Consider the following 17,240-nt stretch of genomic DNA (forward strand, 5'->3'; position numbering starts at 1 on the left):
TGGACGAAATGCTTCCGTTTAGCTTAGCATCGAACTAAGCGGACGAAATACGTCCACTTAATTCGATCGAGGTGATTCCCATGAGCACGAAGGTGCTGATCTCGGGTGCCGGTGTCGGCGGCTCGACCCTGGCCTACTGGCTGAGCGAGCACGGTTTCGATGTCACGGTGGTGGAGCGCGCCACCGGGCAGCGCTCCAGCGGAAATCCCGTCGACGTGCGCGGATACGCGGCCGATGTGGCGGAGCAAATGGGTGTGCTGCCCGAATTACGCGAGGCGGCAATCGATGTCGACCGGCTCAGCTTCATCGACGCGGCGGGGCGGCCGCGCGTGTCGGTGGCCACCAAAGCGGCCGACGGTGCGGGCGAGGTCGAACTACCCCGCGCCGAACTGGCGAAGATCCTGCTCGGCGCGGCGCGCGATCGGGCCGAAATCCGCTGGGGCGACACCATTACCGGCCTGGAACAGGATGATTCGGGGGTATCGGTGAGTTTCGAACAGCACGCCCCGCAAACCTTCGACTATGTGGTCGGCGCGGACGGCCTGCACTCGAATGTCCGCCGCCTGGCCTTCGGCCCGGAGCGGGATTTCGTGCGGCATATGGGAATCTACGTCGCCACCCTGCCGGTGGACCGTATCTACGGCGATGCGCGCGAGGTCGTCATGCACAACACGCCCGGGCGTTCCATCTCGGTCCATCCCGCCGGTGGGAAGCCGCTGGCCGCCTTGATGTTCCGTAGTCCCGCGGTGCCGGACTACGACTATCGCGATGTGGCGCAGCACAAACGCCTGCTGCTGCACGCATTCGACGGACCGGTCGGTGTCTTCGGCTCGGTGTTCGAACAGATTCGAGACGCCGACGACCTCTACTTCGACTCGGTCAGCAAGGTCCGGCTCGACACCTGGTCGAAGGGTCGCATCACCCTACTGGGCGACGCCGGTTCCAGCGTCTCCCTGTTCGGCGACGGTTCCAGCCTCGCCATCGCGGGGGCGCACACCCTCGCCGAGGAATTGGCCCGCACTCCAGGCGAACCGGACACCGCCCTGCGTAATTACGAACGGCGGCAGCGGGTCCGGTCCGATCCCAAGCAGAACGGCGCGCGCCTCGCCGGGGCGTTCATCGTCCCCGGCAGCCGCCTCGGAATCCTGGTGCGCGACACCGCAGCCCGCCTCATGCGGCGCGCATGACCCCGGCCGCTAGAGCAGATCGCTGACGTCGTCCGGCACATCCACGGCGTATTTGCGCAGCGTATCCATCGGCACCACCTCGAGAGCGTTCTCGTGGGTGGCGGCCAGCACCACCGGTGCGGCCACCCCGTCCTCGTGCGCGTGCAACCAGCGCACCGCCACCACACACCAGCGATCGCCCGGCTGCAGGCCCGGAAAGTTGTTCTCCGGCCGTGCGGTGAGCAGGTCGTTGCCGATCGACTTCTGATGCTCCAGGAACTCCGCGGTCACCACGGTGCACACGGTATGGCTGCCAAGATCTTCGGGACCGGTGCTGCAGCACCCGTCCCGGTAGAAGCCGGTGAGAGGATCGGTGCCACACTCCTCCAGCGGTCCCCCAAGCACATTTCGATCGGTCACGTCGCCGATCCTATTGTCTCGGTGTCGCATTCGCCGCTCCTTCCGCACTGTGGTGCGTTGTCGAGCAGACCGGTCGGTAGTTCGCGCATTTCAGGGGCACCGAATCGGCGTGTCCATAGCCATCGGGCACCGATGTGTGCTAGATGACACTGCCCCGCAACTCGTGGGTAGGTATGTGAAACCGGCAATAGCGACCCCTCTGAGAGGATGGCCTGGTGACTGCACAAGCCTGGATCCTCATCGCCGCCATCGCCGCGGTCCTGCTGGTGGTGTTCGTGTCGGGATTCGTCCTGTACAAGCGCCGCCGTATCTCCCTCGCCCCGGCCGCCGAAGAGGCGAAGCCGGAACTGACCGACCGGTCGGGGGGATACACGGCATCGAGCGGATTCAGCTTCAGTCAAGGCGGCGGGACGGCGACCCTGCCCAAACCCGCCCCCGAACCCGAACCGGTTCCGGTCGAGCGCACCGATACCGAAGGTCAGCCGCACGTCGGCGATGACGCCGCCATCCCGCGCGATGCCGCCAAACGCGGTATCCACGATGTCCGGCTGCCCGATCCGGTCCAGGGTCCCGAGCTGGCATCGGAGGCCGCCGAGACCGCGCCCGTCGAGACCGAAGCCCCCGAGGCCGATACCGCGCCCTCGATCGGCACGGTTCCCGCCGAAGCGGCGGATATCGCCGCCGCGGCGGCCGAGGCCGAGACCACCGAGGCTCCCGCCGATACCTCCGCACGTGATCAGGCCGCCGCTGCCGCGGTAGCGCCCGCCGAGGCGGCACCGTCCGTCAGCCCGGAAACCGTCGCCCCCGAAACCGTCGCTCCCGCCGAGGTTTCCGCTCCTGCCGCCCCGGCCGAGCCCGAAGCCGAGATCGACTTCACGGCCGATATCGAGCCCACCGCCGGTCGCCTCAACCGCCTGCGCGGCCGACTGGCCCGCTCTCAGAACGCGGTCGGCAAATCCCTGCTCGGCCTGCTCGGCGGCGGTGACCTCGATGAGGACTCCTGGGAGGAGATCGAGGACACCCTGGTGATGGCCGATCTCGGCACCGCCGTGACCGCCGCCATCGTGGCACGCCTGCGCGAGGAGATGGCCGCGCGCACCGTGCGCACCGCCGCCGATGCGCGCGCGGTGCTGCGCGAGGTGCTCATCGAGGCGCTGCGCCCGGAGCTGAATCGCTCGATTCGCGCACTGCCGCACGAGGATCATCCGGCTGTACTGCTGGTCGTCGGCGTGAACGGCACCGGAAAGACCACCACCACCGGCAAACTCGCGCGCGTGCTGGTGGCCGATGGCCGCCGGGTGCTGCTCGGCGCGGCCGATACCTTCCGTGCCGCCGCCGCCGATCAGCTGCAGACCTGGGGTGAGCGCGTGGGCGCGGAGACCGTGCGCGGGAAGGAATCCGCCGATCCGGCGGCCGTCGCCTTCGACGCGGTCAGCGCGGGCATCGATCGTGGCGTGGATGTGGTGCTCATCGATACCGCGGGCCGCCTGCACACCAAGACCGGCCTGATGGACGAGCTGGGCAAGGTCAAGCGCGTGGTGGAGAAGAAGGCCGAAGTCGACGAGGTGCTGCTGGTGCTCGACGCCACGGTCGGACAGAACGGTCTGATGCAGGCCCGGGTGTTCGCCGAGGTCGTCGATATCACCGGTGTTGCCCTGACGAAGCTGGACGGAACGGCCAAGGGCGGCATCGTCTTCCAGGTTCAGCATGAGCTGGGCGTACCCGTGAAACTGGTTGGTTTGGGAGAGGGTCAGGACGACCTCGCACCCTTCGAACCGGGCGCTTTCGTGGACGCGCTACTGGGCTGAGCCCCGTGTACCACGGGAAACACCAATAACCTCACGCACCGCTGGTAACAGCGGTGCGAACGAGGAAACCTGACCGAAACACTGCAATCTCATCCGTTCACCTATGCGAAACGCCGCAGGATCACGGAGGAAACACCGCTGCCCGAACCTTCATGTCAGGCTCATTCGCCGTTATCGGCTGGGCCCGAGATGAGGAGGAAATTAAGGTGGCGTTCCCCGTTTTAGGCGCACCTGACGCCGGTGATACCGCATGGATGCTGGCAAGTGCCGCGCTCGTGCTGTTGATGACCCCCGGCCTCGCATTCTTCTACGGCGGCATGGTCCGTTCGAAGAATGTCCTGAACATGATCATGATGAGCATCAGTGCCATGGGCGTTATCACCGTCCTGTGGGTGCTGTACGGCTTCTCCATGGCGTTCGGCGAGGACAAGGGCAATCTGTTCGGCGATCCGGCGCAGTACTTCGGCCTGAAGACATTGTTCGGCGGTCAGTACCTGACCAGCGCGACCGATGCTTCCGTCAAGGTGGCTATCCCACTTGCCGGAACCATCCCGGCCACGGTTTTCGTGGCCTTCCAGCTCATGTTCGCGATCATCACCGTCGCCCTCATCTCGGGTGCCGTCGCCGACCGCCTGAAGTTCGGCTCCTGGCTGCTCTTCGCGACCGTGTGGGCCACGGTCGTCTACTTCCCGATCGCGCACTGGGTCTTCGCCTTCGACGGCGTGACCGGTGAGCACGGTGGCTGGATTGCCAACAAGCTCAAGGCGATCGACTTCGCGGGTGGTACCGCGGTCCATATCAACGCCGGTGTCGCGGGCCTGGTCCTGGCCATCGTCCTCGGTAAGCGCAAGGGCTGGCCGGGCACCCCGATGCGCCCGCACAACCTGCCGTTCGTCATGCTCGGCGCGGGTCTGCTGTGGTTCGGCTGGTACGGCTTCAACGCGGGTTCCGCGGTCGGCTCCAACGGCATCGCCGGCGCCACCTTCGTCACCACCACCATCGCCACCGGTGCGGCCATGCTCGCCTGGCTGCTGGTGGAGAAGGTGCGTGACGGTCACGCCACCTCGCTCGGCGCGGCATCGGGCATCGTGGCCGGTCTGGTCGCCATCACCCCGTCCTGCTCCTCGGTCAACGTGATCGGCGCGCTCGCCATCGGTGTGGTCGCCGGTGTGCTCTGCGCCCTGGCGGTCGGCCTGAAGTTCCGCTTCGGCTTCGACGACTCGCTCGACGTGGTCGGTGTTCACCTGGTCGGCGGTATCGCCGGCACCCTGATGGTCGGCCTGGTCGCGGCCCCCGAGGCCCCGGCAGCGGTCAAGGGCCTGTTCTACGGCGGCGGTTTCGATCAGCTGGTCAAGCAGGCGATCGGCGCCGGTGCGGTGCTCGCCTACTCCGGTATCGCGACGCTCATCATCGCGCTGGCGATCAAGTACACCATCGGTCTCCGCGCGAACGAGGAAGCCGAGTTCCAGGGCTTGGACGAGTCGGAGCACGCTGAATCGGCATACGATTTCGCTGCTGTGGGTGGCACGGCACGTACCACCGCCGTCAAGGAGGCATGACGCATGAAACTGATCACCGCAATCGTCAAACCGTTCACGCTCGAGGACGTCAAGACCGGGCTGGAGCAGGCCGGCGTACTCGGCATGACCGTCAGCGAAGTGCAGGGCTACGGCCGTCAGAAGGGCCACACCGAGGTCTACCGCGGTGCGGAGTACTCGGTCGACTTCGTCCCGAAGGTCCGGGTCGAGGTGGTCGTGGACGACGCCTCCGTCGACAAGGTCGTGGAGGTCATCGTCGAGGCGGCCCGCACCGGCAAGATCGGTGACGGCAAGGTCTGGGTGACCCCGGTTGACGCCATCATCCGGGTCCGCACCGGCGAACGTGGCTCGGACGCTCTGTAATTCACGAAGTGAGCGGCGGCCCCGTTCCCACCGGATGAGGACCGGTAGGGACGGGGCCGCCCTCGTGCTCGGGCAGGGTGGAAAGTCCCGGTGGCAGCCGGGATCACGAACTGAATGAGATGGGTGGTCGGTGTGGGTTTCCAGCAGGCACGCGATGAGAAGGACGCCAAGGACTCCAAGGACCCTGCGGAGCAGGTCTCGAACGGCGCCTCGGATCTGGTCCGGGCCCGCAACCAACTACTCGCCGAACACAGCGCGCACGGGCGCGCCACCCGACTGGAACCGGAAACACTGCGCCTGGCCCTGGTCGATCTGTACGAATTATGGCTGACCACAAAGGGTCACGAGGTCGGCATCGTCGACGGCAGCGGCCTGGCCATCGTCGCGGTGGGCGGTCTGGGCCGCCGGGAGATGCTGCCCTATTCGGATCTGGATCTGGTGCTGCTCTACGACGACGTCGACCCGGCCAAGGTCGCCGAGGTCGCCGATCAGCTCTGGTATCCGCTGTGGGACGCGCATATCAAGCTCGATCACAGCGTGCGCACGGTGCCGCAGGCACTGCGCGTGGCCGCCGATGACCTCACCGCCGCGCTGGGCATGCTGGAGGCCCGCCATATCGTCGGTGACGAGGGGCTCAGCAATCTGCTCATCAGCGGGGTGCGACGGGATTGGCGCGCCGGGGTGCGGTCCCGGTTCGACGGTCTCATCGCACAGGCCGAAACCCGTTGGCGGCGTAGCGGAGAGATCGCGCATCGCGCCGAACCCGATCTCAAGAACGGGCGCGGCGGACTGCGCGATATCCAGCTGCTCGACGCCCTCGCCATCGCACAGCTGACCGATGCCATGCCGGGGCTCGGTCCGGATGTGCCCGGCGGCGGCTTGAAGCAGGCCCAGCGCAGATTGCTCGATGTTCGCACCGAATTGCATCGGGTCGCCGGTCGCGCCCGCGACCAACTGCGCGCCCAGGATGCGGACGAAATCGGCGCGGCCCTGCGCATCGGGGATCGCTTCGACCTCGCCCGCACCCTCAGCGATGCGGCGCGAACCGTCAGCTATTCCACCGATGTCGGGCTGCGCACCGCCGCCAACGCGCTGCCGCGCCGCGGTCTCGCCCGCCTGCGCCGCATGCCGGTACGCCGACCACTCGATGAGGGGGTGGTCGAGCATTCCGGTGAAGTGGTGCTCGCACGAGACGCGCGGCCGCAGCGCGATCCCGGACTGATACTGCGCGTGGCCGCGGCCTCGGCGCAGACCGGATTACCCATGTCCGCGACGACGTTGAACAGACTCTCCGAGGACGCGCCCGAACTACGCGAGCCATGGCCCAAGGAAGCCCTCAACGATCTGCTGGTACTGCTGGGCGCGGGCCGCGGCACCATCGACGCCATCGAGGCCCTGGATCGAACGGGCCTGTGGGGCAGACTCTTTCCGGAATGGGGCGTGGTGCGGGATCTGCCGCCGCGCGATGCCATGCACACCTGGACCGTTGACCGTCATCTGATGGAGGCGGTGGCGCAGGCCGGTGCGCTCTCCACCCGGGTGGCGCGCCCGGACCTGCTGTTGGTCGGCGCGCTGCTGCACGATATCGGCAAGGGCCGTACCGAGGATCACAGCGTGGTCGGCGCGGAACTGGCCACCTCCATCGGGCGCAGGCTCGGGTTGTGGCCCTCGGATGTGCGCACGCTCTCGGCCATGGTGCGTCAGCATCTGCTGTTGCCCGATACCGCCACCCGCCGCGATCTGGCCGATCCGGACACCGTGAAAATGGTGGTCGACGCGCTCGACGGCGATCCGCAACTGCTCGAATTGCTGGCCGCGCTGGCCGAAGCCGATTCGCTGGCCACCGGGCCGGGCGTCTGGAACGACTGGAAAGCCTCGCTGATCGGCGATCTGGTGCGCCGCTGCCGACTGTCCATGGCGGGGGAGGAACTGCCCAAACCCGATGCGATTCCGGATGATCTGCGCGAACGGGCCGAAAACGGCGGCGTGCATGTGGAATTGAAGCCGGGGGAGGGGCGGTACACCCATATCGTCACCGTGGTCGCACCGGACACTCCCGGTCTGCTCTCCGATGCCGCGGGCGTGCTGGCCATGCATTCGCTGCGCGTGCTCTCGGCCGAATTGGCGAGCGTCGGCGCCTCGGCCATCGATACCTTCGTGGTCGCGCCGCGTTTCGGAAATCCGCCCGATGCGGGTCTGCTGCGGCAGGAATTGATCAGGGCCATAAACGGTGATTTGGACCTGGTTTCGGTGCTCGCGCGTAAGGAACGCGAAGCGGGCGGCACCCAGCCCAGCCCTTACGCACAAGCCGCGCCGCGCGTGCTCTGGAATGAAACCGCGGACCCCGGACGGGTACTGCTGGAATTGCGCGCCGAGGATCGAATCGGATTGCTGAGCCGTTTGGCCGCGGCGCTCGCGGAATCCGGTGCGAATGTGTCCTGGGCGAAGGTGCATACGCTCGGCGCGGCCGTCGTCGATACGTTCTGCCTGGATCTGGGCGCCTCCGACACGCCGGAACGCCGCGCGGAAATCGAGGCGGCGGTGCTCGCGGTAGTTCCTCCGCAACAACCGAAGAAATTGCCCGAATCGGACACTGAAAACGGATCAACCTCGGTTTTCTGACCGGTCGCCAGGATGCTGTATTAACTGGCAAACCGTACGTTTGCCAGTTAATCCGATCGTTGCACGTAATTTGCTGAAATACTGATCACGCGGTACTCACCGCCCCCTAATATCGCCTCAACCAATGCTGTCGCGCGTATGAGGGGAGCTGGTCGGTGGCCATCGAAGTTGTTTCAGCGTCGATGATGACAAGCGATATGACCACGCACATCGCGCGCTGCGTAGGCGGCGATCGCTGGGTGGTTTCCTGGTTGCCCGGCCGCACCCTCTCCGGTCAGCAGGCGGTGACCGCCATGACCATCGCCTCCACCATCGCCGACCACGCGCCCACCGAATCCGACTGGGCCGTACTCGACGGACTCGCCCTCGGGCTCGGGCTCACCGCCCGCGAAGCTGTCGGCATGGTGGCCAGCGAACAGCACGACCTGCGCCGCCCCGCCACCCGCCCGCGATCGCTGGAATAGCCCGCGCGCACCGAAATAGCGCAGCGTACGGGTCCTGGAATAACGGCCCGCCGCAGATCCCACTACCCTGGTATCTCGAGTGACGTCCCTCGAGATCAGGAGCATCGGTGTTCGAATCCCTTTCCGACCGGTTGGCCGGTGCCCTCAAGGATCTGCGCGGGAAGGGGCGCCTGTCACCTGCCGACATCGATGCGACCGCCCGGGAGATCCGGCTCGCGCTGCTCGAGGCCGACGTCGCACTGCCCGTGGTCCGCACCTTCATCGCCAAGATCAAGGAGCGCGCCAAGGGCGCCGAGGTGTCCGCGGCGCTGAATCCGGCGCAGCAGGTCGTCAAGATCGTCAACGAGGAACTCATCGCCATTCTCGGCGGCGAGACCCGGCGACTGCGGTACGCCAAGAACCCGCCCACGGTCATCATGCTGGCCGGTTTGCAGGGTGCGGGTAAGACCACCCTCGCGGGCAAGCTCGCGAAATGGCTGAAGGGGCAGGGGCATCAGCCGCTGCTCGTCGCCTGTGACCTCCAGCGACCCGGCGCGGTCACCCAGCTCCAGGTCGTGGGCGAACGGGCCGGTGTGCCGGTGTTCGCGCCCAATCCGGGCACCTCCATCGGCGGTGGCGAGAACCCGCTCGGTGTGTCCGCGGCCGATCCGGTCGATGTGGCGCGGCGCGGTATCGAAGAGGCCAAGACCAAGCAGTACGACATCGTGATCGTCGACACCGCCGGTCGCCTCGGCATCGACGCCGAACTGATGGCGCAGGCCGCGGGCATCCGCGACGCCGTCAACCCGGACGAGACGCTGTTCGTGCTCGACTCCATGATCGGCCAGGACGCGGTCACCACCGCCGAGGCGTTCCGCGACGGCGTCGGCTTCACCGGTGTCGTGCTCACCAAGCTCGACGGTGACGCCCGCGGTGGCGCGGCGCTGTCGGTGCGTGAAATCACCGGCCAGCCCATCCTTTTCGCCTCCACCGGCGAGAAGCTGGAGGACTTCGACGTCTTCCACCCCGACCGCATGGCCAGCCGCATCCTCGGCATGGGCGATCTGCTCACCCTGATCGAGCAGGCCGAACAGGTCTACGACGCGCAGCAGGCCGAGGAGGCCGCGCGCAAGATCGGCTCCGGCGAGCTCACCCTCGAGGACTTCCTCGAGCAGATGCTCGCCATCCGCAAGATGGGTCCCATCGGCAATCTGCTCGGCATGCTGCCGGGCGCGGGGCAGATGAAAGACGTGCTCGCACAGGTCGATGACAAGCAGCTCGACCGCGTGCAGGCCATCATCCGCGGTATGACCCCCGCCGAGCGCGATAACCCGAAGATCATCAACGCTTCTCGCCGCCTGCGCATCGCCAATGGTTCCGGCGTCTCGGTCTCCGAGGTCAATCAGCTCGTCGACCGCTTCTTCGAGGCCAAGAAGATGATGGGCATGATGAGCCGCCAGTTCGGCCTGCCCGGCTCGCGCGGTGGCAACAACAAGAAGGGCAAGGGCAAGAAGGGTAAGAAGGGCGGCCGCGGGCCGACGCCGCCGAAGATGCGCGGTGGTTTCCCGGGCATGCCCGCACTGCCCGGCGGTATGCCGGGTGGCATGCCGGACCTGTCCAATATGCCCGCGGGCCTGAACGAATTGCCGCCGGGCCTGGAAGGTTTCGATCTGTCGAAGCTGAACTTCCCCAAGAAGTAAGCGCCCCAATACCTTTCGGCCCCGTCAAGTGACGGGGCCGAAACGCGTCCCCGGGTCGTTTCTGACGCCGGAATCCGTGTGGGGCGAAATCCCCTGCGTTCGAGGTTGATTCGGCCTAACTCGCGGGGGTCGGTCGCCGTCTGCGGCGGCCCCTGGCCACCAGTTCGGGATCGAAATCCGGATCGGACCAGGAGTGCGCGAGCGCGAGGCTGGGGGCGCGGCCCGCCGCCACATGCGCAAACGCGCACTCCGCCGCGCCCGCGGCGTCTCCGGCGGCGATCAGCCGGTACAGCACCTCGTGTTCGGAGCACTGTTCGGCGGCATCGCGCGAGGCCGTCAGGCGGAAGAGCCATTCGGTGCGGGCGGCCAGCGGGCGCATCTGGGTGCTGAGCAGGGGATTGCCCGCCAGTTCGATGATTTCGGCGTGGAAAGCGGCATTGGCGGTGGCGATGCGCTGCGGGTCGGCGGCGCGGGTGGCCGAACGGGCCTCGGCGAGTAGGTCTTTCAGCGGTCGCAGGGCGTCGGGGGTGGCGTTGGCGGCGGCCAGGCGGGCGGCCAGCGATTCGAGCGCCTCGCGGACGTCGAACAGATCGTTCACATCGGCGGGGGAGAAGGGGGCGACCAGCGCGCCCTTACCCGGCACCAGCAGGACGAGACCCTCGGCGGCGAGTACGCGCAGCGCCTCGCGCAGCGGGATGCGGGAGACCTCGAGGTCGGTGGCCAGATCGCGCTCCACCAATCGCTGTCCGGGGCGCAGTTCGAGACCTACGATGCGCTGCTTGATCGACTCGTAGGCGCGGTGGCGCAGAGAACCTGGTTCCGTCACGACTTTCCACAGTATCGGGCCGCGTGCCGGGTTTTCCGGACCGAAACATTCATGGAACTCGCGCGCCACACGCACCCTCGAAAGTTAGCGGTATACCACTAACTGGAGGTTCGATTGTGCAGACGGCCCTGGAGCTGACCAGCGTCGGCAAGAGTTTCGGTGCGGTGCGGGCACTCTCGGACGTCGACCTCACCATCGCGCTCGGCGAGGTGCACTGCGTGCTCGGGGAGAACGGCGCGGGCAAATCGACGCTGTGCAATCTCGTCTACGGCGGCGCGGCCCTCGACGCGGGCCGGATGCGATTGTTCGGCGAGCCGTATCGCCCGCACCGCCCGGCGGACGCGCTGCGCAGCGGAATCGCCATGGTGCATCAGCATTTCAGCCTGGTGCCCACCCTGACCGTGGCCGAGAATCTGCTCCTGGGCGCGGGTACGCGACTGCGCCTGCCGCGCCGGGAGCTGACCACCCGGGTGGCCGCGCTCACCGACGAGTTCGGACTGCGCGTGGATCTCGGCGCGCGCGCCGGGGAACTGTCGGTCGGCGAACGCCAGACCGTCGAAATCGTGAAATGCCTACTGCGCGAACCACGTCTGGTGCTGCTGGACGAACCCACCGCGGTGCTCGGCCCCGCCGAGATCGACGCGCTGCTGGACACCTGCCGCCGCATCGCCGCCTCGGGGCGCGCGGTCGTATTGGTCACGCACAAGCTCGGCGAGATCGAACAGGCCGGTGACGCGGCGACCGTACTGCGCGGTGGCCGCGTGGCGGGTTCGGGTCCGCTGGCCTCGTTCACCCGTGACGAACTGGTCGAACTCATGGTCGGCCGGGAGTTGGCGGAGCTGGATCAGGCACTGGTGACCGGTGATTCGGTGCCGCGCGCGGTCCGCGACTTCACCGGTATCGCTCCGATCGCACGGGTCGGCGGGCTGCGGTTCACCCGCCCGGACGGGGCGGCGGCGCTGGACGGGGTCGAACTCGAACTGCGGCCCGGTGAGATCGTCGGCATCGCGGGCGTCGAAGGCAACGGTCAGAGCGAGTTGATCGGCGTACTCAGCGGCGCACTGCGTCCCGATGCCGGTGAATTCCATTTGGATGGAACAGATCTCACCCGGGCCACGCCCGCCGTGCGGACCGCGCACGGCCTGGGCGTCATTCCCGAGGACCGGCATCACGAGGGCTGCGTTCCCGCCATGAGCGTCGCGGAGAACCTCACCCTCGGCCGGTTGCGCGACTTCCGCCGCCGCGGCCTGCTGGACCGCAAGGCCATCGCGGCAACCGCCGCGCACGCCATCGACACGTACGCCATCAAGGCGTCATCGCCCGGTGCGGCGATGAGCACCCTGTCCGGTGGCAATCAGCAAAAAGTCGTCGTGGCAAGGGAATTGGCCATCGACCCGCTGCGCTGCCTACTGGCCGCCCAGCCCACCCGCGGCCTCGATCTGGGTGCCGTCGACGCCGTCCTGGACCGCCTGCGCGAGGCCGCCGCCTCGGGTGCGGCCGTACTGGTCGTCTCGCACGAACTCCCCGAACTCCTCACCCTGTGCGACCGCATCCTGGTCGCCTACCGCGGCCGCCTCCTGGGCCCGGTCGACCCCACCGACCCCGGGGCCAAAGAAAAGATCGCCCACCTCATGCTCGGGACCACCTCATGAACTCACTCGAGAACTCCGCATCGGTCGAAACCCCTGCACCGGAACTGGACCCGGCCCCGCTGGCAAGTTCCGCCGCACGCGAAGCCTCCGGTGCAGGCGAAATCCCCACGCCGGGCGAGAACACAGTGTCAGGGAAGGTCGACGTGCCGGACGAGACCGCGGTAATCGGCGATCCATCCCCGGTGAGCGGTGTCACCGCATCCGAGGCGAACCTCGGGGCCGGGGAGCGCGCCGTACCGGGCACGACGGCTGCCGTGCGGGCTGACGTTTTGTCACACGAGATCGGGATCGCGGTGCCGGGGCAGCGGGTACGCGGAGAGCGCGTCGAGCCGGGTGACGATGCCGCTGACTTGGGCAAACGGTCTGCGAGGGGCGGAAACTCCGCGATCGCCGAAGGTCCCGTGCCGGGCGAGCACGCTGTTCTCGCCTCCGGGGTTGCCGGGATGAGCGGGCCGGTCGCCGCTCGTTCGCAGGCGACGAATGGGCGGAAATCCGCCGGGCAAGTCCTGCTGCAAGAACTGAGAAGTGTTCGGGTGGGCGGTGTTTCGCGGAATCTGGTGGTGTACGGAGGCGCAATCCTCGCGGCGCTGATCGTCGGATTGTTGCTCGTGATCGGGGGCGGGGCCGCGCCGGTCACTGCAGCGAACGCGTTGTGGGAGGGGATGTTCGGGACGCCGTATGCGTTCGGGAGTGCGTTGAACGCGGCGGCGGTGCTGGCACTCATCGCGACCGGGTTCACCATCGCGCATCGGGCGGGGCTGGTGAATGTGGGCGGCGAGGGGCAGCTCGCGCTGGGCGGTATCGCCGCCACCGCGGTGGGTGTGCACCTCCCGTCGGGAATGCCCGCGGCCGTAGGTGTTCCGCTCATTGTGGTGGCCGGATTCCTGGCGGGGGCGGCGTGGGCGGGGATCGCCGCCTGGCTGCGGGTGCGGCGCGGGACCAGTGAGGTCATCACCACGCTGCTGTTGAATTTCGTCGGGCTCGGGCTGGTGACGCTGGTGGTGCACGAGGCCGGACTGCTGCGGCAGCCGGTGACCTCGGTGGAGACGCTGCCGCAGTCCGCGCCGCTGGCTGCCGGTGCGCGGTTGCCGCTGCTCGGTATCGAGGGCTCACCGGCGACCATCGCGGTGCTGGTGGCGGCGATCGTCGTCGTGGTGACCGCGATCATCCTGCGGCGCACCGCGATCGGCACGCGGCTCACCGCCGTCGGATTGTCCGAGGCCGCCGCCGCACGGCTCGGTGTGCCGGTGGCGCGACTGCGGTTCGGCGCGCTCGCGGTGGCGGGCGGGCTGGCCGGGGTCGCGGGTGCGGCGCTGGTGGCCACGGTGCCGTTCGTGCTGGCGGAGAACTTCACCTCCGGATACGGCTTCGCGGGACTGGTGGTCGGACTGCTGGCGCGCGGATCGCTGACCGCGGTCGCCGGAATCGCGCTGGCGTTCGGGCTGCTCGCCTCCGGCGGCATCAATCTGCAACTGGCGGCGTCGGTTCCGGCGTCCTCGATCCAGGTGGTGCAGAGCGTTTTGATCATCTTCGTCGCCGGTGCGGTGACCCTGCGGAAGGCGGCCCGGCGATGAGCGCGGTCGGAGAACTTCTCGATGGTGGTGTGCGCCTGGCGATTCCGCTGGCAATGGCCTCGGCGGGCGAGCTGGTGAGCGAACGCGCGGGGGTGCTCAACCTCAGCGTCGAGGGCATGATGCTCACCGGTGCGTTCGCCGGTGCGGTCGGCGCGCACAGCTCCGGAAGCGCGGTCGTCGGCGTCTTGTGCGCGCTGGTGGCGGGGCTGCTGGTGGCCGTGATCCAGGCCGTCTCGAGCGTGACCTTGCGTGCCGATCAGATTGTCACGGGCGTGGCGGCCAATGCCCTCGCGCTCGGTGCGACCACCTACGGCTCACGGTTGTACTTCACCGGCGGTCGCGAGGTTCCGGGCTTCGATCGGCTGGAAATCCCCGTCCTGCACGAGATTCCGCTGCTCGGCCGCGCACTGTTCGACCAAACTCTGCTCGGTTACGCCGGTATCGGGCTCGCGGTACTGCTCGCGGTGCTGTGCTCGCATCGCACCGGCTGGGGTCTGGCGCTCAGCGCGATCGGCGAGGACGCGGTCACCGCGGATCGATCCGGCCTGCCGGTCAACCTCTTCCGCTATGCGACGGTACTGCTGACCGGCGTCATGTCGGGTCTGGCGGGTGCGCATCTGGCGCTGGCCGATGTGCACGCGTTCACCGACAATCTCACCGCCGGGGCGGGCTATCTGGCCGTCGTCGCCGTGATCGCGGGTAAGTGGCGGGCCTGGCCGACCCTGCTCGCCTGTCTGTTCTTCGGCCTGGCCCAGGCCCTGCAGTTCGCCGCACCCGCATTGGGTGTGCATCTGCCGACCGCGGTGCTGGTCATGTCCCCCTATCTGCTGGCGGTGCTGGCGGTGAGCGGACTGGTCGGAGCCAGCCGGTCACCGGCCGCGCTCACCCTGCCCTTCCGTCGAGAGGCTCGAGCCCGATGACCCTGATTCTCACCAGATCCGATGTGCTGCGCCTGATCACGCTGCCGGAGGTATTCACGGCGGTGCAGCGCGCGCACGCGGATCTGGCTCGCGGCGAGGCGGTCGCGCCCGCACCGCCCGCCATGCGACTGCCCGGCTCCGACGCCGCCTTCCTGGTGATGGCCGCCGCGTCGCGCCCGGCCGGATTGGCGGTGGTCAAACTGCTCGCCGATATGCCCTCGAACGCGGATCATGCTCTGCCGGTGCAGCGTTCGGCGATTCTCGCGGTATCGGCCGCGGACGGATCCTGTGAGGCGCTGATCGACGGTGCGGCCGTTACCCGGGTGCGCACCGCGGCCGCTTCGGCCGTGGCGACGGCGGCACTGGCCCGCCCGGACAGTCGCGTACTGGGTCTGGTCGGCGCGGGTGCGCTGGCCCGGGCGCATGTGCACGCGCTGGCCGCGGTGCTGCCGTTCGACCGGATCGTGGTGTGGAGTCGCACCGAGGCCACCGCGCGCGCCTTCGCCGCCGAGACCGGAGCCGAAATCTGCACTGCCGCAGCGGATGTCGTGCATGACGCCGATGTGCTGTGCACCCTGACCCCGGCGCGGGAGCCGGTGGTGCGGGGTGCGTGGTTCCGTCCCGGTCTGCACGTGAACGCCGTCGGCGCGCCGCCCCGCGCGGATCATCGCGAAATCGACAGCGAGGGTATGCGCCGCGCCCGCGTCGTGGTGGACAGTCGCCTGTCCGCGCTGCACGAATCCGGTGATGTGCTGATTCCGTTGCGGGAGGGCGTTTTCGGGCCCGAGCACATCGATACCGAATTGGGTGAGGTGCTCATCGGCGCCAAACCCGGTCGCACGGAACGCGATCAGATCACCCTGTTCAACTCGCTCGGCATCGGTCTCCAGGACCTGGCCGCCGCGCGCCTGCTGATCGACGCCGCCCGCAAACACGGTATCGGCGCCGATATCGACCTGACCGCCTGAAACACCAACCCCCCGAAGGAAACACCATGAAGAAAATCGCTGTCGCCCTGCTGACCCTGGCCGTCGGAGCGTCCGTCGCCGCGTGCGGCAGCGGCGCGGAAGACACCGGCGGCAAGCTGAAGGTCGGTGTCATGTTCCCAGGTTCGCTCTCCGACGACGGCTTCATGCAGTCCGGGTACGAGGGCTATCAACGCATCGAAAGCACTCTGGGAGAGAAGGTTTCACTCAGCAAGGTGGAGCAGGTGCAAACCGCCGACTATCAGCAGGTGCTCACCCGCCTCGCGTCGACCTCGAATCTGGTGGTGTCCTTCGGCGGTCAGACCGATTCGGTGCTGCGCCAGGTCGCCCCCGCCTTTCCCGGGGTGAAATTCGTCGAGATCGGCGGTCCCGCCGATGCCGCCCCGCTCGCCAACCTCGCCTACTACGACCCCATGCAGGATGACGGCGGCTATCTGGCGGGCGCGTATGCCGCGCTCACCAGCAAGACCGGCAAGGTCGCCTTCCTCGGTGGTCTCGAGCTGCCCGCGATCGTCAAGACCGCCAAGGCTTTCGAACAGGGCGCCAAGCAGGTGAAGCCCGAGATCACCGTGCTCGCACCGCAGTACGTGGGCGATTTCAACGATGTCGCCAAGGCCAAACAGGCCGCGCAGGCCGGAATCGGCGCGGGCGCGGACGTTTTCGGCCAGCAGCTCAACCTCGGTCACCAGGGTGTCGCCCAGGCGGCCAAGGAGGGCAATGCCTCCGTCGTCGGCGGACCGGTGGTCAAGTCGTGCGAGGCGGGCAGCGGTTACGCGGGCTTCGTCAAGGAGGACACCGGCGCGGAACTCGAATACGCCGTGCACGCCGTCCTGGACGGCACCTTCAAGGCCGAACAGGTCCCGTTCGGGCTGGCCTCGGGCAAGAACGCCACCGATATCGTGCTCTGCACCACCGACCCGGCCATCACCGCCGCCATGGCGAAGGTCAAGCAGGACCTGACCGCCGGGGTCCTCACCATCAAATGACCGCGTCCATGTTCGGCCCGCCCGAGCGGCGGGAAACATTGCGGCCGAAGCGAATATCGACGGCTGCGGGCCGGACCGGTGTGGTGCTGCGCTTCGGCGTCTTCTGCGGACCCGGCGCGGCACGCAGCGCGGAGATGTTCGCCCTCGCCGATGCCACCGGCTGGTCTCCCCGGTACCCCAGCGCCCGCGAGGCGTGGCGCAGCTTCGCCCGCTGATCTTGCGCACCGCGCGGCGGT

15 protein-coding genes are annotated in these 17,240 nt (G+C 68.0%); 13 read left to right on the forward strand and 2 right to left on the reverse strand.

Going from position 1 to position 17,240, the window contains the following annotated elements; all coding sequences use genetic code 11:
• Nucleotides 1–80: 80 nt before the first annotated feature.
• Nucleotides 81–1,187: an FAD-dependent monooxygenase gene (locus AB0L82_RS03790; protein WP_364630541.1), complete on the forward strand. Its 1,107-nt coding sequence runs from the start codon at nucleotides 81–83 to the stop codon at nucleotides 1,185–1,187.
• A 9-nt stretch (nucleotides 1,188–1,196) separates the two neighbouring features.
• Here the strand turns inward: AB0L82_RS03790 and AB0L82_RS03795 are convergent, their stop codons facing one another.
• Nucleotides 1,197–1,586, reverse strand: coding sequence for a DUF2237 domain-containing protein (locus AB0L82_RS03795; RefSeq protein WP_309231366.1), 390 nt, complete (start codon nucleotides 1,584–1,586; stop codon nucleotides 1,197–1,199).
• Nucleotides 1,587–1,801: 215 nt separating this feature from the next.
• Between AB0L82_RS03795 and ftsY the strand changes: the two genes are divergently transcribed.
• The 6 genes from ftsY (at nucleotide 1,802) to ffh (ending at nucleotide 10,060) form a co-directional block, all read left to right on the forward strand.
• Nucleotides 1,802–3,394 (forward strand): signal recognition particle-docking protein FtsY, encoded by a 1,593-nt coding sequence (gene ftsY / locus AB0L82_RS03800; RefSeq protein WP_364630545.1) that lies wholly within the window; start codon nucleotides 1,802–1,804, stop codon nucleotides 3,392–3,394.
• Between the two features lie 206 nt (nucleotides 3,395–3,600).
• Nucleotides 3,601–4,953, forward strand: coding sequence for an ammonium transporter (locus tag AB0L82_RS03805; protein ID WP_364630548.1), 1,353 nt, complete (start codon nucleotides 3,601–3,603; stop codon nucleotides 4,951–4,953).
• Nucleotides 4,954–4,956: 3 nt separating this feature from the next.
• Nucleotides 4,957–5,295 carry a P-II family nitrogen regulator gene (locus tag AB0L82_RS03810; protein WP_364630550.1) on the forward strand — a complete coding sequence of 113 codons (339 nt, stop codon included), beginning with the start codon at nucleotides 4,957–4,959 and terminating at the stop codon, nucleotides 5,293–5,295.
• 114 nt (nucleotides 5,296–5,409) lie between these two features.
• Nucleotides 5,410–7,917: a [protein-PII] uridylyltransferase gene (locus AB0L82_RS03815; RefSeq protein WP_364630553.1), complete on the forward strand. Its 2,508-nt coding sequence runs from the start codon at nucleotides 5,410–5,412 to the stop codon at nucleotides 7,915–7,917.
• Nucleotides 7,918–8,072: 155 nt separating this feature from the next.
• The gene (locus AB0L82_RS03820) at nucleotides 8,073–8,381 is read left to right on the forward strand and encodes a hypothetical protein (protein ID WP_364630556.1); all 309 of its coding nucleotides are present in this window, start codon (nucleotides 8,073–8,075) and stop codon (nucleotides 8,379–8,381) included.
• A gap of 107 nt (nucleotides 8,382–8,488) precedes the next feature.
• Nucleotides 8,489–10,060, forward strand: a complete 1,572-nt coding sequence (ffh, locus tag AB0L82_RS03825; RefSeq protein WP_364630559.1) for a signal recognition particle protein — start codon at nucleotides 8,489–8,491, stop codon at nucleotides 10,058–10,060.
• A 115-nt stretch (nucleotides 10,061–10,175) separates the two neighbouring features.
• On the opposite strand, the gene AB0L82_RS03830 is transcribed toward ffh, so the two are convergent.
• A complete protein-coding gene (locus tag AB0L82_RS03830) occupies nucleotides 10,176–10,886 on the reverse strand; it encodes a GntR family transcriptional regulator (protein WP_364630562.1) in 711 nt (236 codons plus the stop codon).
• Between the two features lie 116 nt (nucleotides 10,887–11,002).
• Between AB0L82_RS03830 and AB0L82_RS03835 the strand changes: the two genes are divergently transcribed.
• From AB0L82_RS03835 to AB0L82_RS03860, 6 genes are read left to right on the forward strand one after another with little or no spacing between them, the layout of a single operon-like run.
• On the forward strand, nucleotides 11,003–12,538 hold the full coding sequence (locus AB0L82_RS03835; protein WP_364630564.1) for an ABC transporter ATP-binding protein: 1,536 nt from the start codon (nucleotides 11,003–11,005) through the stop codon (nucleotides 12,536–12,538).
• Nucleotides 12,535–14,112: a hypothetical protein gene (locus tag AB0L82_RS03840; protein WP_364630567.1), complete on the forward strand. Its 1,578-nt coding sequence runs from the start codon at nucleotides 12,535–12,537 to the stop codon at nucleotides 14,110–14,112. Before AB0L82_RS03835 ends, AB0L82_RS03840 begins: the two co-directional genes overlap by 4 nt.
• The gene (locus AB0L82_RS03845) at nucleotides 14,109–15,032 is read left to right on the forward strand and encodes an ABC transporter permease (RefSeq protein ID WP_364630570.1); all 924 of its coding nucleotides are present in this window, start codon (nucleotides 14,109–14,111) and stop codon (nucleotides 15,030–15,032) included. Before AB0L82_RS03840 ends, AB0L82_RS03845 begins: the two co-directional genes overlap by 4 nt.
• Complete coding sequence (locus tag AB0L82_RS03850) at nucleotides 15,029–16,000, forward strand: ornithine cyclodeaminase family protein (RefSeq protein ID WP_364630572.1); 972 nt, start codon at nucleotides 15,029–15,031, stop codon at nucleotides 15,998–16,000. The genes AB0L82_RS03845 and AB0L82_RS03850 overlap by 4 nt, the downstream gene beginning before the upstream one ends.
• A gap of 26 nt (nucleotides 16,001–16,026) precedes the next feature.
• Complete coding sequence (locus AB0L82_RS03855) at nucleotides 16,027–17,004, forward strand: BMP family protein (RefSeq protein ID WP_364630575.1); 978 nt, start codon at nucleotides 16,027–16,029, stop codon at nucleotides 17,002–17,004.
• Nucleotides 17,001–17,219 (forward strand): hypothetical protein, encoded by a 219-nt coding sequence (locus AB0L82_RS03860; RefSeq protein WP_364630578.1) that lies wholly within the window; start codon nucleotides 17,001–17,003, stop codon nucleotides 17,217–17,219. The genes AB0L82_RS03855 and AB0L82_RS03860 overlap by 4 nt, the downstream gene beginning before the upstream one ends.
• Nucleotides 17,220–17,240 lie beyond the last annotated feature (21 nt).

Origin of the sequence: Nocardia sp. NPDC052001, from assembly GCF_040680615.1 — a bacterium.
Lineage (GTDB): Bacteria > Actinomycetota > Actinomycetes > Mycobacteriales > Mycobacteriaceae > Nocardia.

What these genes read in the sequence shown, in the direction of transcription:
- AB0L82_RS03790 (WP_364630541.1), top strand. Translation starts at nt 81, where the DNA reads ATGAGCACGAAGGTGCTGATCTCGGGTGCCGGTGTCGGCGGCTCGACC.
- AB0L82_RS03810 (WP_364630550.1), top strand. Translation starts at nt 4,957, where the DNA reads ATGAAACTGATCACCGCAATCGTCAAACCGTTCACGCTCGAGGACGTC.
- AB0L82_RS03815 (WP_364630553.1), top strand. Translation starts at nt 5,410, where the DNA reads ATGAGATGGGTGGTCGGTGTGGGTTTCCAGCAGGCACGCGATGAGAAG.
- AB0L82_RS03840 (WP_364630567.1), top strand. Translation starts at nt 12,535, where the DNA reads ATGAACTCACTCGAGAACTCCGCATCGGTCGAAACCCCTGCACCGGAA.
- AB0L82_RS03845 (WP_364630570.1), top strand. Translation starts at nt 14,109, where the DNA reads ATGAGCGCGGTCGGAGAACTTCTCGATGGTGGTGTGCGCCTGGCGATT.
- AB0L82_RS03850 (WP_364630572.1), top strand. Translation starts at nt 15,029, where the DNA reads ATGACCCTGATTCTCACCAGATCCGATGTGCTGCGCCTGATCACGCTG.
- AB0L82_RS03855 (WP_364630575.1), top strand. Translation starts at nt 16,027, where the DNA reads ATGAAGAAAATCGCTGTCGCCCTGCTGACCCTGGCCGTCGGAGCGTCC.
- AB0L82_RS03860 (WP_364630578.1), top strand. Translation starts at nt 17,001, where the DNA reads ATGACCGCGTCCATGTTCGGCCCGCCCGAGCGGCGGGAAACATTGCGG.